This is a genomic window from uncultured Brevundimonas sp., assembly GCF_937870815.1.
Lineage (GTDB): Bacteria > Pseudomonadota > Alphaproteobacteria > Caulobacterales > Caulobacteraceae > Brevundimonas.
The window spans coordinates 20,160-34,891 of the sequence record NZ_CALMZS010000043.1 but is presented as its reverse complement, the minus strand read 5'-3'; the positions used below and the strand labels follow the sequence as shown (position 1 = coordinate 34,891).

The 14,732-nt window shown below is 69.9% G+C and carries 10 protein-coding genes; 5 read left to right on the top strand and 5 right to left on the bottom strand.

The window, feature by feature from the left end; all coding sequences use genetic code 11:
* From Q0588_RS02990 to Q0588_RS02980, 3 genes are all read left to right on the top strand, one after another.
* Complete coding sequence (locus Q0588_RS02990) at positions 1-2,172, top strand: 3-hydroxyacyl-CoA dehydrogenase NAD-binding domain-containing protein (RefSeq protein WP_298743633.1); 2,172 nt, start codon at positions 1-3, stop codon at positions 2,170-2,172.
* Between the two features lie 102 nt (positions 2,173-2,274).
* Positions 2,275-4,326: a protoglobin domain-containing protein gene (locus Q0588_RS02985; RefSeq protein ID WP_298743631.1), complete on the top strand. Its 2,052-nt coding sequence runs from the start codon at positions 2,275-2,277 to the stop codon at positions 4,324-4,326.
* Positions 4,327-4,487: 161 nt separating this feature from the next.
* Positions 4,488-6,149 carry an amidohydrolase gene (locus Q0588_RS02980; protein ID WP_298743630.1) on the top strand — a complete coding sequence of 554 codons (1,662 nt, stop codon included), beginning with the start codon at positions 4,488-4,490 and terminating at the stop codon, positions 6,147-6,149.
* Here the strand turns inward: Q0588_RS02980 and Q0588_RS02975 are convergent.
* The 5 genes from Q0588_RS02975 to Q0588_RS02955 all read right to left on the bottom strand — a co-directional run bounded on the left by Q0588_RS02975 (position 6,146) and on the right by Q0588_RS02955 (position 11,755).
* Positions 6,146-8,233, bottom strand: coding sequence for a TonB-dependent receptor (locus Q0588_RS02975; RefSeq protein WP_298743629.1), 2,088 nt, complete (start codon positions 8,231-8,233; stop codon positions 6,146-6,148). The genes Q0588_RS02980 and Q0588_RS02975 overlap by 4 nt on opposite strands.
* Positions 8,234-8,564: 331 nt before the next feature.
* On the bottom strand, positions 8,565-9,995 hold the full coding sequence (gene tldD / locus Q0588_RS02970; RefSeq protein WP_298743627.1) for a metalloprotease TldD: 1,431 nt from the start codon (positions 9,993-9,995) through the stop codon (positions 8,565-8,567).
* Between the two features lie 51 nt (positions 9,996-10,046).
* Positions 10,047-10,796 carry a DUF2807 domain-containing protein gene (locus tag Q0588_RS02965; RefSeq protein ID WP_298743625.1) on the bottom strand — a complete coding sequence of 250 codons (750 nt, stop codon included), beginning with the start codon at positions 10,794-10,796 and terminating at the stop codon, positions 10,047-10,049.
* A 12-nt stretch (positions 10,797-10,808) separates the two neighbouring features.
* On the bottom strand, positions 10,809-11,381 hold the full coding sequence (locus Q0588_RS02960) for a DUF1700 domain-containing protein (RefSeq protein WP_298743623.1): 573 nt from the start codon (positions 11,379-11,381) through the stop codon (positions 10,809-10,811).
* Positions 11,378-11,755 (bottom strand): PadR family transcriptional regulator, encoded by a 378-nt coding sequence (locus Q0588_RS02955; RefSeq protein ID WP_298743621.1) that lies wholly within the window; start codon positions 11,753-11,755, stop codon positions 11,378-11,380. Before Q0588_RS02955 ends, Q0588_RS02960 begins: the two co-directional genes overlap by 4 nt.
* Positions 11,756-12,001: 246 nt before the next feature.
* On the opposite strand from Q0588_RS02955, the gene coxB reads away from it, so the two are divergent.
* Both coxB and ctaD read left to right on the top strand, forming a co-directional pair.
* On the top strand, positions 12,002-13,003 hold the full coding sequence (gene coxB, locus Q0588_RS02950; protein WP_298743658.1) for a cytochrome c oxidase subunit II: 1,002 nt from the start codon (positions 12,002-12,004) through the stop codon (positions 13,001-13,003).
* 24 nt (positions 13,004-13,027) lie between these two features.
* Entirely contained in the window at positions 13,028-14,692 is a 1,665-nt protein-coding gene (ctaD, locus tag Q0588_RS02945) for a cytochrome c oxidase subunit I (RefSeq protein ID WP_298743618.1), read from the top strand.
* Positions 14,693-14,732 lie beyond the last annotated feature (40 nt).

The window sequence follows — 14,732 nt, the reverse complement described above, 5'->3', positions numbered from 1 at the left end:
ATGGAAAACTTCAAGATCGACGTCGACGCCGACGGCATCGCCCTGATCACCTTTGACGTCCCCGGACGGTCGATGAACACCCTGACCTCGGGTGTCATGGCCGAGATCCCGCAGTGGGTCGAACGGGTGAAGACCGACGACGCCATCAAGGGCGCGGTCCTGACCTCGGGCAAGGCCAGCGGCTTCTGCGCCGGGGCCGACCTCGGCGACATGGCCGGCGGCATGCTGGGCGGGACCGACCTGCAGGCTGCGTACGACGCCGGCTGGCGGCTCAACGGGGCCCTGCGCGCGCTGGAGACCTGCGGCAAGCCGGTCGCCGCGGCGATCAACGGCCTGGCCCTCGGCGGCGGGCTGGAGCTGACCCTGGCCTGCCACTACCGCGTCGTCGGCGACGATCCGAAGATCCAGCTGGGCCTGCCCGAGATCAAGGTCGGCCTGTTTCCCGGCGGCGGCGGCACCCAGCGGCTGACGCGGCTGATCGGGGTGCAGGCGGCGATGATGGCGATGAGCGAGGGCAAGTCCTTCCGTCCCAACGACGCCAAGGGGGCGGGCTTCGTGCATGAGGTCGTGCCGGTCGGGTCCGAGGTCGAGGCTGCGAAAGCCTGGATCAAGGGCGGGGGCAAGGCCGTGCAGCCTTGGGACGACAAGTCCTTCAAACTGCCCGGCGGCGGCCCCTACCACCCGGCCGGCATCCAGAATTTCCTCGTCGGCAACGCCATGCTGCGCAAGCAGTCGTACGGCAACTACCCCGCCGTGCTGAACCTGATGAAGGCCGTCTACGAAGGCGTCCAGGCGCCGATGGACGCGGCCCTGCGCATCGAGACCCGCTATTTCATCAGGACCCTGATGACCCCGCAGGCCCAGGCCATGATCCGCTCGCTGTTCCTCAGCAAGCAGGAACTCGACAAGGGCGCGGTCCGCCCGGCCGGTCAGCCCAAATCCGATCCGAAGAAGGTCACGGTCCTGGGCGCCGGCATGATGGGCGCGGGCATCGCCTATGTGCAGGCCCTGGCCGGCATCGAGACCATCCTGATCGACCGCGACCAGGACAGCGCCGACAAGGGCAAGGCCCATGTCGAGGAACTGCTGAAGAAGCGTCTGTCGCGCGGCCAGCTGACCCAGGACAGGTTCGACGCCCTGCTCGCCTCCGTCACCGCCACCACCGACTATGACCTGATCAAGGGCTCGGACCTGGTCATTGAGGCGGTGTTCGAGAACCGCGAGATCAAGGCCGAGGTGACCCGGCGGGCCGAGGCCCGGCTCGAGCCCGGGGCGGTGTTCGGCTCCAACACCTCGACCCTGCCGATCACCGGCCTGGCCGAGGCCAGCGTGCGGCCCGAGGACTTCATCGGCATCCACTTCTTCTCGCCGGTCGACAAGATGATGCTGGTCGAGATCATCACGGGCGAGAAGACCGGCGAGGCGGCCACCGCCCGGGCGCTGGACTATGTGATGAAGATCAGGAAGACCCCGATCGTCGTCAACGACAGCCGCGGCTTCTACACCTCGCGCTGTTTCGCCACCTATGTCGCCGAGGGTCTGGCCATGCTGGAGGAGGGCTATGCCCCCGCCCTGATCGACAACATCGGCCGCATGACCGGCATGCCGCGCGGGCCGCTGGAGATGCACGACGACGTGGCCCTGGACCTGTCGGTCAAGATCGCCAAACAGACCGCCGCCGACCTCGGCGACAAGTATGAACCCCTGCCCGGCTCGCACATCGTCCAGACCATGGTCGAGGAGCTCGGCCGCTACGGCCGCAAGAACGGCAAGGGCTTCTACGACTACGAAACGAAGCCGAAAAAACTGTGGTCCGGCCTTGCCGACCTGGCCCCGGTCAAGATCAACGACTCGACACCCGAGATGGTCGAGGACCAGAAGCGCCGCCTGCTCTACCGTCAGGCCGTCGAGGTGGCCCGCTGCTGGGAGGAGGGCGTCATCGACGACCCGCGCGAGGCCGACGTCGGCGCCATCCTGGCCTGGGGTTTCGCGCCCTGGACCGGCGGGCCGATCACCCTGATCGACCAGACCGGGCTCAAGGCCTTCGTCGAACAGGCGGACGCCTACGCCGCCCGCTACGGCGACCGCTTCTCGCCGCCCCAGCTGCTCCGCGACATGGCCGCCAAGGGTGACACCTTCTACGGCCGGTTCTCCAATCGTAAGGCCCAATGAAACAATGGCAATTCCGGCGCGTTAAGTCGAGCTTCAGAGATCGTGCCCCTAATGGGGAGTCGAACGCACCGGCATACTGGTAAAATGTCTTCCGACTATTCATTGACCGAACGCATGGCGTTCATCCGGTTGGAAGCGGCCGACTGCGAAAGACTGCGCGCGCTCAAACCGATCGTCGAGGGCCGGCTCCCCGCCGCGCTCGACGACCTCTATGGGCAGATTCAGGCCTGTGACGCCACCCGGGCCTTCTTCCGGGAGCCACGCCTCCTGGCCAAGGCGCGCCAGGGTCAGAGCGCCCACTGGGGCGTGCTCGCCGCCGCGGATTTCGGCGACGACTATGTGGCCGGCGTCCGGGCCACCGGCGAGGCCCACGCCCGCATCGGACTCGAGCCCCGGTGGTATGTCGGCGGCTACGCCCTGGTGGCCGCTGATCTCGTCCGCGCGGTGGTCGCCGAGAAATGGCCCGCCGGCGCGCCCCCGGACGCCAGCGGCGCCGACGACATGGGTTTGGACCTGGCCGCCCTGCTCAAGGCCGTCCTGCTCGACATCGACCTGGCCCTGTCGGTCTATATCGACGCGGCGCGGGCGGCCGAACGGACCAGCGCCGGGCGACTGAAGCTCGCCCTCGACGCCGCCCACGCAGGTGTGTTCGAGGTCAATTTCCGGGATCGGTCGTTCTGGTGCTCGCCCGAATTCGTCGACATCGTCGGGCGATCCGTACCCTTCGAGGAAGCCATCGGCGATGTCTGGCAGACGACCCATCCCGATGACATCCCACGCGTCCGCCGGCAGATTCGGGAATGGCTCGACCAGGACAGGTTCGATCCGTTCGAATTCCGCGTCGTGCTGCCGGACGGCGCGAGCCGCTGGATCCAGATCAACGGCGAGGTCCACCTCGACGACAAGGGGCAGGCCGAGAAACTGGTCGGGCTGGTGCTCGACATCGACGAGCGCAAACGCCAGGAAATCGCCCTGGTCGAGGCCGAGCGCGCCGCCCAGGCCGGAGCCGAGGCCAAGGCGCAGTTCCTGGCCAATATGAGCCACGAAATCCGCACGCCGATGAACGGCGTGCTCGGCGTGCTCCACCTGCTGGCCAAAGAGCCGCTTTCGGAGGACGGCCGCAAACTGCTCGCCGAGGCCTCGGCTTGCGGCCAGATGCTGTCGCAGCTGCTCAACGACGTGGTCGACTTCTCGAGGATCGACGCCGGCCGGCTGGAGCTGTCGCCGGAGCCGCTGGACCCGGCCGACGTCCTGCAATCCGTGGCCGGACTGCTGCGGCCCCAGGCCGAGGCGAAGGGGGTGACCCTGCAAGCCCGCATCGAGGGCGGCGGCGGCTCGATCCTGGCCGACCCGGTGCGCCTGAGGCAGGTGCTGTTCAACCTGGTCGGCAATGCGGTCAAGTTCACGACCGAGGGGCATGTCGAGGCGCGGTTGTTCATCGGCGACGAGGACGGCGGCGAGCGGCGCCTGCGCTTCGAGATCGAGGACACCGGCATCGGCATTCCCGAGGCGGTGCGGGAGTCGCTGTTCGAGCGGTTCCAGCAGGCCGACGGATCGACGGTGCGCCGGTTCGGCGGCTCGGGCCTGGGGCTCGCCATCACCCGGGACCTGGTGGAGATGATGGGCGGCGAGCTGGACTTCACCAGCCGGGACGGCCGGGGTTCGATCTTCTGGTTCGAGGTGTCGGCCCCGGTCGCCGCCGCCACGGCCCCGGAGGCGGTCGGGGACAGCGCCGGCTGTCTCGCCGGCCTGTCGATCCTGGTGGTCGAGGACAATCCCACCAACCGTCTGGTCGCCACCCGGATTCTGGAAGGCCTCGGGGCGGCGGTGGAGACGGCGGACGACGGCCTGCTGGGCCTCGAGGCGGTCCAGTCGCGGCCCTTCGACCTGGTCCTGATGGACGTGCAGATGCCCCGGATGGACGGGATCGAGGCCACGCGCCGCATCCGGGCCCTGGCCGGACCGGCGGGACGGACGCCGATCATCGGCCTGACCGCCAACGCCCTGTCGGATCAGCGACGGGACTATCTCGCCGCGGGCATGGACGGCGTGGCCAGCAAGCCGATATCGCCGGCGGCCCTGCTGGCCGAAATCGGCCGCGTGATGGACGGGGCCGAGGGATCGACCGCGGGTCCGGCCGAACGGGCGGGTTGACGTCGCCCGCCGGGGCCGAGCTCCGGCCGGGCGGATCGGGGTCCGCGGCGGGCGCCGCAAGCCGCAGGGCGGCCGGGATCACGACCTTCCTCATGCCCGGAGCTTGACGGACCGCCCAGGGTAAGGCGAGTCCGTCGTCCGCCAGTCCCGGGAACCGTCAGATGCGCCGCACCCTCCTTCTCGCCCTGCTGTTTTCGGGCCCGGCCGCCTCCGCCGCCGCCCAGGACCTGCTGATCCGCGGCGGCCCGGTCTACACCGGCGTCGACGCCGCCCCGACGGCGGAGGTGGTGCAGGTGCGCGGCGGCCGCATCGCCTGGGTCGGCGCCGCCGCCGGCGCGCCCGCCGCGGACGGCCTGGAGGTCATCGACCTCAAGGGCGCGGCCCTGTTCCCCGGTTTCACCGACGGCCACGCCCACCTCGACGGCGTCGGCTGGCGCGAGCTGACCCTGAACCTCGAGGGCGCCGCCTCCGCCGCCGAGGCCATGGCCCGCCTGACCGACTGGGCCGAGGCGCACCCGGAAGGGCCGATCATCGGTCGCGGCTGGATCGAGACGCGCTGGCCCGAGGCGCGTTTCCTGACCCGGCAGGACCTCGACGCCGCCGCGCCCGGGCGGGTGGTGCTGCTGGGCCGCGCCGACGGACACGCCGTGGTCGCCTCGAGCGCCGCCCTGGCCGCCGCCGGGATCGACGCCTCGACCGCCGCGCCCACCGGCGGCGAAATCCTCAAGGACGGCGACGGCCAGCCGACCGGCCTGCTCGTGGACGCGGCCGATCAGCTGGTCTCCGGCCTGACGCCGCGGGCGGACCCCGCCGCCCTGCGCGAGGCCTATCGCGCCGGCTTCCGCGTCGAGGCCGAATACGGCTGGACCGGCGTCCACTTCATGAGCGCGCCGTGGCGGGACATCCCCCTGCTCGAGGCCATGGCCGGAGCCGGCGAGGCGCCGATCCGCGTCTATAACAGCGTCACCCCCGACGGCGCGGCCGAGCTGATCGCCGGCGGCCCGCGCAGCGTCGCCGACGGCCGGATCATCACCCGGGCGATCAAATACTACGCCGACGGCGCCCTCGGCTCGCGCGGCGCGGCCCTGTTCGAGCCCTATGCCGACCGGCCGTCCGCCACCGGCCTGATGCAGATCGGCGAAGCGGAGATCGCGCCCCTGTACGAGGCGGCCTTGCGCGGCGGCATCCAGGTCGCCACCCACGCCATCGGCGACCGCGGCAACGCCTCGGTGGCCGAGTGGTACCGGCGGGCGCTGGCCGCCGTCCCCCCGGAGGATCGGCCGAACGGCGCCGACGTGCGCTGGCGCATCGAGCACGCCCAGATCATCCGGCCCGAGGACCACCACGGGTTCGTCGACCTGCCGATCATCGCCTCGATGCAGCCCAGCCACGCCATCGGCGACCTGCATTTCGCCCCCGCCCGGCTCGGCGACCGCCGCCTCGACGGAGCCTACGCCTGGCGCAGCCTGGCCGATCTCGGCGTCATCGTCGTCGGCGGCTCGGACGCCCCGGTCGAGCGGGGATCGCCGCTGATCGAATTCTACGCCGCCGTGGCCCGGCGCGATCTCGAAGGCTTCCAGGGCCCGGACTGGCGGCCGCATGAGGCGGTCGACCGCCGGACCGCCCTGAAGATGTTCACCCTCTGGCCGGCCCGGGCCAGCTTCCGGGAGGACGAGCTGGGCACGATCGAGGTCGGCAAGCGGGCCGACTTCACCGCCTTCTCGGTCGATCTGATGACCGCGCCCCTGGCCGATATTCCCAAGGGCCATGCCGTGCTGACCGTGGTCGACGGCGTCGTCGTCCACCGCGCCGACCAGCGCTAGAAGGTCTTGCGCACCCGGACCTGGAAAAGGGTTCTCGGGTCGATGTAGCGGTGCTCGACATAGGCGATCGGGCGGGCCGGCGAGCGGTCGGCGTAGACCGTGCGCTCGACGTCGAAATCGTTCCAGATGTTGACCTGGGCCCGGATCGACAGGGTCTCGGTCGGCTTGTACTCGGCCCAGGCCTCGAAATAGTCGTGGCCGCGCCAGCCCGAGGTTTGGTCCGGGTCGAAGCTCTTCTGGCCCAGAAGCGGGATGTAGGCCGCGCCATACTGCAGCTTCCAGCGGGTGACGTCCTGCTCCCAGGAGATCACCGCCCGGCTGGCGCGGACGTTCGAGATGGGCCGGATTTCGCCCGTGGTCGGATCGGTGACCTCGGTGTGGTTCCAGGTGTTGCGGAAGCGGAACATGCCGCCCGGGACGCCCAGCTTGTCGGTGGGCACGGCGACGGTCAGGGCCAGCTGGTCCAGCGTGCCGTCGCCGATGTTGCCGACCGCGGACAGGCCCTGGTCCAGCGGGATGACGTCGATGGCGTCGGTGATCTCGTCGTGGCGCAGGCCGACGCTGACGATGCCGTCGCCCCAGAAGCGGCGCTCATAGATCAGTTCGCTGATCCAGCGCTGCTCCGGCTCGAGGTCCGCGTTGCCGCCCAGCACGTTCTCGTCTTCCAGATCGGACGAGGCGGCGAAGTCGCCGAAGTCGAGCTGGCCGACCTCGCGCTCGAAGCGCAAGCGGACCTGGTTGTCGGCCATCGGCGTCCAGGTGGCGAGGAAACGCGGCTTGGCGAAGAAGAAGCTCTTCTCCTGCTCGGCGTCGCCGGACTGGCTGATCGTCGAACTCTCCAGCCGCAGGCCGCCCTCGAGGGTCAGATCAGGCCGGACCCGCCAGGTCGCCTTGCCGAAGGCCTCGCCGCGCGTCTCCTCGACCTTGACCGAGGCCGAAGGCAGCGGGACGGGCGCGCCGCCGACGGTGAAGGCCTGGTCGACCTCCAGCATGTTGTAGGCCACCTCGGCGCCGGTCTCGAAGGTCAGGGCGGGCGAGCGCTCGAACCGCACCAGGCCGCGCAGGATGGACTCGGACGAGTCGCCCACGCCGGCGAACTGTTGCTCCGGGCTGTCGACGCCGCCGAGGCGGCTGCGCGAGGTCGAGACCGATTCGAAGCTGTTCCACTGGTGGATCAGGCGGGTCTCCATGTTCAGCCGGTCGCTGAGCGGGCGGGTGTAGACGGCCCCGAATTCGCCGCCGTCGCCGTCGTTGTCGAACAGGCTTTCGCGGCGGACGTCGGTGGCGGTCTGCAGATGGACGTTGTGGAAGTCGTTGACGCCGTACCGCGCGGTCAGATCGATCTTGCCCCCGAACAGCGGGGTGGCGAAATTGCCGCGGACGGACTGGCCGCCGCCCCAGGAGTCGTTGAAGTAGTCCTCGCGGCGGATGACGTTTCCGTCGGCGTCGGTGCGAACCACCGGCCCGACGCCGTTGGCGTCGCTGATCGAGACGCCGTCGCTGAGGGTGACGCCCCAGGTGCGTTCGCCCTCGCGGGCGGTGAACTGGTAGGAGCCGGCGGCCGAATCCCGGCCGCCGTCGAACAGGAAGGCGCTGGCGGTGAGGGTCGACTGGCGGGTGTTCTCCGTCTTCAGGATCACGTTCACCACGACCGAATAGCCCTGCATGTCGATGCCGGGCGCGCCGCCGCGGATCAGTTCGATACGCTCGACCTGGCTGGCGGGGGTGCGCGACAGGACGTTGGAGCCGGTGTCGTTCTTGGACGCCGGGCGGGCGTTGTTGATCAGGATATTGCCGACCGCGCCCTCGAAGCCGCGGCTGCCCGAGCCGTCGTTGACCGAGAAGCCGGGCACCCGGGCCACCATGTCCAGCGCGGTGTTGGGGCGCTGGTCGGCGAAGAAGTCGGGGGTGAAGACCAGCACGCCCTGCTGGGCGGCGTCGGTCTGGGGCGTCTGTCTGGTCGGACCGGTGGGGAGCGGGGCCTGGGCGACCTGCGGATCGGGGCCATCCGACGAGGTCTGGGCCGCGGCCATGCCTCCGGTGAGCAGGATGGCGGTCGTGGCCAGCAGGATGGTCTTGGTCATTGCAGGATTCCCCTCGTCGTGTGGCGAAGGTTTGGCGTCCCGATGCCACCTGTTCCAGTTACAAGACGACAAGGTGGATTAAAAAGCAGACAGTATTACGGCTTTGTCATGCTGATGTTCTTATCAGGGCAGAATCAATATTGAAAACCGCGCGGCCAATCACGGAGCTGTTGCTAGCGCCCCTCTCGGGCGCCGGCCACCGGGCTGGCGTCGACGCGGTAGACTCCGAAACAAGGCGTCGAACTCATCTACCCCGCCTACTTCGTCAGCACGGATGATCCGGTTCATGTGGCCAGACTGGCGCGGCCCTGCGCCAAACCCGGACGTAGGCCTAGACCGCCGTGCCGCCCACGGTCAGGCCGCGGATCTTCAGGCTCGGCTGGCCGATGCCGACGGGCACGCCCTGGCCGGCCTTGCCGCAGACGCCGACGCCGGGGTCGAAGGCGAAGTCGTCGCCGACCGCCTCGATCTTCGTCAGGGCCGTGGCCCCGTCGCCGATCAGGGTCGCGCCGCGCACCGGGGCGGTGATCCGGCCGTCCTCGATCAGATAGGCCTCGGTGCACTGGAAGACGAATTTGCCGTTGGTGATGTCGACCTGGCCGCCGCCGAAATTGGCCGCGTAGAGGCCGCGCTTCGTCGAGGCGATCATGTCGGCCTGTTTCGCCGAACCGCCTTCCATGAAGGTGTTGGTCATGCGCGGCATCGGCATGTGGGCGAACGACTGGCGCCGGCCGTTGCCGGTGGCCCGCGCGCCCAGCTGGCGCGCCGACAGCCGGTCGTGCATCAGCCCGACCATGACGCCGTCCTCGATCAGCACGGTGCGCGAGGTCGGGGTGCCCTCGTCGTCGACGCTCAGCGAACCCCGCCGGCCGGCGATCGAGCCGTCGTCGACGACGGTGACGCCCGGGGCGGCGACCCGCTGGCCCATCCTGCCGGAGAAGACCGACGAGCCCTTGCGGTGGAAATCGCCCTCGAAGCCGTGGCCGATGGCCTCGTGCAGCAGCACGCCGGGCCAGCCGGCGCCGAGGACCACATCCATCTCCCCGGCCGGGCAGTCGACGGACTCCAGATTGACCAGGGCCTGGCGCAGGGCCTCGTCGACCTGCGCCTGCCAGCGGTCCGGCGCGATCCAGGTCTCGAAGCCGGCCCGGCCGCCGGCCCCGGACGAGGCGCTTTCGCGGCGGCCGTCCTTCTCGACCGTGACCGAGACGTTCAGGCGGACCAGCGGGCGCAGGTCCGAGACCCGGCGGCCGTCGGCGCGCAGGATCTCGATATTGCGCCGCTCGCCGACCAGGCTGGCCGAGACCTGGACCACGCGCGGGTCGCGGGCGCGCGCCCAGGCGTCGATCTCGCAGAGCAGGGCGATCTTGTCGGAGAAGGCCGGGGAGGCCAGCGGGTCGACGGCGTCGTAGAGTTTCTGGTTGGTGGCGCGGGGCGGCTCGGCGGTCGCGCCCGCGTGACCGGCCTTGGCCAGGGCGGCGCTGTCGGCGGCGCGGCGCAGGGCCGGGCCGCTGATCTCGTTGGCGTGGGCGTAGCCGGCGGTCTCGCCCGCCACCACCCTCAGGCCGAAACCCTCGGCGGCGTCATAGGCCGCCGACTTGAGCCGCCCGTCGTCGAAGACCAGCGACTCCAGTTCGGAGCGTTCGAGGAACAGCTCGCCGTCGTCGGCCCCGGCCAGGGCGTCCTGGAGGATGGAGAGGGCCTCGTCGGCGCCGAGGTCGGCGGATTCGAGGATGGCGGGCGGCTGGACGTGCAGGGTCATACCGCTGAAATAGGGGGTGAGGCCGGAGAAGTCACCGGCCTCGCCCGGCGATCAGGGCTGGTTGACCTCGCCCGAGCCGGACAGGCTCTGGGCCAGGGTCGCCGGACGGCGGGTCAGATCGACCTCGCCCGAGCCCGAGATGGTGATCCGGGCGGCGCCGGTCGGACCGACCTTCGCCTCGCCGGAGCCGAAGATGTCGACGTCGGCGTCGCGGGTCTCGAGCCCCGCAAGGTCCGCCTCGCCCGAGCCCGATATGTCCAGGTCGACGGATTCGGTCCGCCCCGTCGCCTCGACCTCGCCCGAGCCATGGATCGCGATGGCCAGGCTCGGCTGATCGTAGCCGCGGATGACCAGGTCGCCCGAACCGGACAGGCCGAAGCTGCGCACCGCCGGGGCGGTGACCGTGATCCGGAGGCGGTCGCGGCCGCCCCGGCCGAAGACGACCACCTCGACGCCGTCGTCGCCGTCGTCGAAACTCAGCCGGCCGCCGTTGAGGCGCAGGCCCTCGACCTGCTCGCGCGGACCGGTGACCTCGACCGAGGAGGCCGCATCGCCCTGGACGTAGGCGACGTCGGCGGCGAGATCGATCTCCAGCCGGTCGCCGCCGTCCCAGGCGAGGGTGCGGGTGACGCGCGGCCCGCTGTCGGCGCGCTGGAAGCGGACGGTCTCGTCATCGCCGCGAAGGGTCCAGCTCCAGCCGTGGCGGGCCATGTCCCGGCCGCCGACGGCGGCGGCCCCGCCCAGGGCGGCGACGCAGAGCACCAGGCTGGCGCCGGTGATGATCAGAAGGGTGCGGATCATGCGGGTCTCTCCTCAGGCCTGGGTCTGCGGTTCGAGGGCCGGCTTCAGCAGCCGGTAGTGGAGGCGGGCGAACCACACCGTCGCATTGACCAGCAGGATGGTCGCGATGGCGGTCAGGGCGCCGATGGCCGTGGCCCCCGCCATCATCCCCAGGCCGGCGAGGATCGCGGTGACCGCGCCGCCGGGGAAGCCCGCGACCGGGCCGGCCACCATGACCACCCCGCCGCCGATGAACAGGCCGATGGCGGCCATGACGAAGCCGAACAGCACGCCGACCACGGTCATCAGGATGGGCAGCAGGATCAGGATGTCGATCGCGCCCAGGCCGAGCACCGCGAACACCGCCCCGGCGGCCGCGGACGGGTTCTTCTCCTGGTCCCAGCGGCGGGCGCCGGCCTCGGCGCGCAGCTCGCGGGCGAGGCGGACCGGGTCGCCGAGGGCGGCGGCGACCTCCGCCTCGGTGCGGCCGGCGGCGGCGCCGTCCTCGAAATGCTGCTCGTAGTCCGAGGCGATCTCGGCGGCCGCGGCCGCCGGCAGGCCGACGAGGCCCCGCCTCAGGCGGCCCATGAATTCGGCGCGGGTCATTGTTCAGCTCCCCTTTCAGCGGTGGCGGCGGCGATCGGCGCGGCCGGTTGCGCGTCGGCGTTCACGACCCCCTCGACGGCGGCCACGAAGGCGCGCCACTCGGCGGTCTGCGCCTCGAGGGCGCGGCGGCCGGCGTCGGTCAGGCGATAGTATTTCCGCGACGGGCCGGCCGACGATTCGACCAGGTAGGTGTCGACATGGCCCTCGGCCTGCATCCGCCGCATCAGCGGGTAGATGGTGCCCTCGCCCATGTCGATCGCCGCCGACAGGGTCGAGGCGATCTCATAGGCGTAGCTGTCGCGGCGGTCGAGAAGGGCCAGGACGCACAGCGTCAGCACCCCCTTCTTCAGCTGGATCTCGATGGTTTCAGGCAAGGCGGCGTCTCCCTCGATGGGGAACACCTATCGCAAGGTATCTGGCGTTGCAAGGTAGCTGTTAAAACATGACGGCGATTTAATCCCCGCCCCGGGGCCGGCCGCGGCGTCCAATCGCTTGGCAATCGCGGGGGAGGGCGATATGGACCCGCCAGGAAGCGCTGCGGGCCGTCGCCCGGGCGTCTGCCTGCGATTCACTCGCAGGCGCTTGCGGCAGAACGGTTCATGAGGATGTCTCGCATGGGGATGGGCACGCGGGCCCGGGGTCTGATCGGGAGCGGCGCGGCCGCCCTGGCCCTGGCTCTTTTCGCCGCCGGGTGCAACGCGGAGCCCGAACGGGTCGGTCAGCCGACCAACGGGGCCGTGGGCCTGCAGCCGGCCGCCGCGCCGCTGAAGGAGCAGGCGCACCTGTTCCATGACGCCATCCTGATGCCGATCATCACCTTCATCTGCCTGCTGGTGCTGGGCCTGCTGGTGTGGATCGTCGTCCGCTACAACAAGAAGTCCAACCCGGTTCCCGCCAAGTGGAGCCACAACACCCTGGTCGAGGTGATCTGGACGGTGGTGCCGGTCCTGATCCTGGTGTTCATCTCGCTGTTCTCGTTCCGCCTGCTGTTCGCCTATCACGACATGCCCGAGCCGGACCTGACGGTTAAGGTCACCGGCAACCAGTGGAACTGGGCCTATGAATATCCCGACCAGGGCGTGCCGGAATACATTTCGAACATGCTGCCGGAGGAAGAGCTCGCGGCCCGCGGCCTGCCGCACGACCTCTACCGCCTCGCCGCCGACGAGCCGATGGTGGTGCCGGTCGGCGCCAATGTCCGCCTGCTGGTCACCGCCGCCGACGTGATCCACGCCGTGGCCCTGCCGGCCTTCGGCCTGAAGACCGACGCCGTCCCGGGCCGGGTCAACGAGACCTGGTTCCGCGCCGACCGGCCGGGCGTCTACTACGGCCAGTGCTCCGAGCTGTGCGGCGTCGACCACGCCTTCATGCCGATCCAGATCAACGTCGTGCCGCGCGCCGAGTTCGCCGCCTGGGTCGCCTCCAGGGGCGGGTCGATGACCCCGCGGAGCGCCGCGCAGGCCCCCGGCGGCACCGCCGCCCAGATCGAGGCCGGAACCACCGGCGCCGTGGCCTCGCGCAATGTCTCCTCCGAGGCCATGGCGCCCGCCGCCGCCGCCCCGGTCGGCGCGACCGCCGACCTTCCCGAAGCCGCCCCCGCCGCCGCGCCGGCCGCCCAGTAACGATACGCGAGAGTCCCAAAGACCATGGCCACCGCAGCCGCGAACCTCGCCCACGACCACGACGGTCACGACGACCACAGGCCGGGTTTCTTCACCCGCTGGTTCCTGTCGACCAACCACAAGGACATCGGCACCCTCTACCTGGTCTTCGCCATCATGGCGGGGATCGTCGGCGGGGCCCTGTCCGGCCTGATCCGCTGGGAACTGGCCACGCCGGGCATGGACGTGTTCGTCGCCGGCGGCCTGGTCGAGCAGCTCGGCCTGATCGAGGCCACCAAGCACGGCTACAACGTCACCGTCACCGCCCACGCCCTGATCATGATCTTCTTCATGGTCATGCCGGCGATGATCGGCGGCTTCGGCAACTGGTTCGTGCCGATCATGATCGGCGCGCCGGACATGGCCTTCCCGCGCATGAACAACGTGTCGTTCTGGCTGCTGGTCGCCTCCTGGGTGCTGCTGTGCCTGTCGATGGTGGTCGACGGCGGGCCGGGCAAGGGCTTCGGCGGCGGCTGGACCGCCTATCCGCCGCTGTCGACCATGGGCCACACCGGGCCGGCCATGGACCTGGCGATCTTCGCGCTGCACGTGGCCGGCGCCTCGTCGATCCTCGGCGCGATCAACTTCATCACCACCATCTTCAACATGCGCGCCCCGGGCATGACCCTGCACCGGATGCCGCTGTTCGCCTGGTCGGTGCTGGTCACCGCCTTCCTGCTGCTGCTGTCGCTGCCCGTGTTCGCGGGCGCCATCACCATGCTGCTGGCCGACCGCAATTTCGGCACCAGCTTCTTCGACCCCGCCGGCGGCGGCGACCCGGTGATGTACCAGCACCTGTTCTGGTTCTTCGGCCACCCCGAGGTCTACATCCTGATCCTGCCGGGCTTCGGCATCATCAGCCACGTGGTCTCGACCTTCTCGAAGAAGCCCATCTTCGGCTATCTCGCCATGGCCTACGCCATGGTGGCCATCGGCTTCATCGGCTTCATCGTCTGGGCCCACCATATGTTCACGGTCGGCATGAGCGTGAACCTGCGCGCCTATTTCGTCGCCGCGACGATGATCATCGCGGTGCCGACCGGGGTGAAGATCTTCAGCTGGATCGCCACCATGTGGGGCGGCTCGATCAGCTTCAAGACGCCGATGCTGTGGGCGATGGGCTTCATCTTCCTGTTCACCGTCGGCGGCGTCACCGGCGTGGTGGTGGCCAACGCCGGCATCGACTACACCCTGCACGACACCTACTATGTCGTGGCCCACTTCCACTATGTGCTGTCGCTGGGCGCCGTCTTCGCCATCTTCGCCGGCTTCTACTACTGGTTCGAGAAGATGTTCGGCGTGAAATACAACGAATTCCTCGGCGCGACCCATTTCTGGATCATGTTCGTCGGCGTGAACCTGGTGTTCTTCCCCCAGCATTTCCTCGGCCTGCAGGGCATGCCGCGGCGTTACGTCGACTACCCCGACGGCTACACCCTGTGGAACCAGGTCTCGTCGGCCGGCTATGTGATCACCGCCGTCGGCGTGCTGGTCTTCCTGATCATGCTGGTCGAGGCCGCCGTGCGCCGCCGCAAGGGCGTCGACAATCCGTGGGGCGAAGGCGCCACGACCCTGGAGTGGACCCTGTCCTCGCCGCCGCCGCACCACCAGTTCAACGAACTGCCGGTGGTCAAGAACGACGAGCACTAGACCGGTCCGGCCGGAACAGAGCCTCGGGGGCCGCTCCTCT

Excerpts from the sequence above, each read along its gene's own strand:
- Q0588_RS02980 (WP_298743630.1), top strand. The coding sequence starts at position 4,488 with ATGCGCCGCACCCTCCTTCTCGCCCTGCTGTTTTCGGGCCCGGCCGCC.
- Q0588_RS02990 (WP_298743633.1), top strand. The coding sequence starts at position 1 with ATGGAAAACTTCAAGATCGACGTCGACGCCGACGGCATCGCCCTGATC.
- ctaD (WP_298743618.1), top strand. The coding sequence starts at position 13,028 with ATGGCCACCGCAGCCGCGAACCTCGCCCACGACCACGACGGTCACGAC.
- Q0588_RS02960 (WP_298743623.1), bottom strand. The coding sequence starts at position 11,381 with ATGACCCGCGCCGAATTCATGGGCCGCCTGAGGCGGGGCCTCGTCGGC.
- coxB (WP_298743658.1), top strand. The coding sequence starts at position 12,002 with ATGGGCACGCGGGCCCGGGGTCTGATCGGGAGCGGCGCGGCCGCCCTG.
- Q0588_RS02965 (WP_298743625.1), bottom strand. The coding sequence starts at position 10,796 with ATGATCCGCACCCTTCTGATCATCACCGGCGCCAGCCTGGTGCTCTGC.
- Q0588_RS02975 (WP_298743629.1), bottom strand. The coding sequence starts at position 8,233 with ATGACCAAGACCATCCTGCTGGCCACGACCGCCATCCTGCTCACCGGA.
- tldD (WP_298743627.1), bottom strand. The coding sequence starts at position 9,995 with ATGACCCTGCACGTCCAGCCGCCCGCCATCCTCGAATCCGCCGACCTC.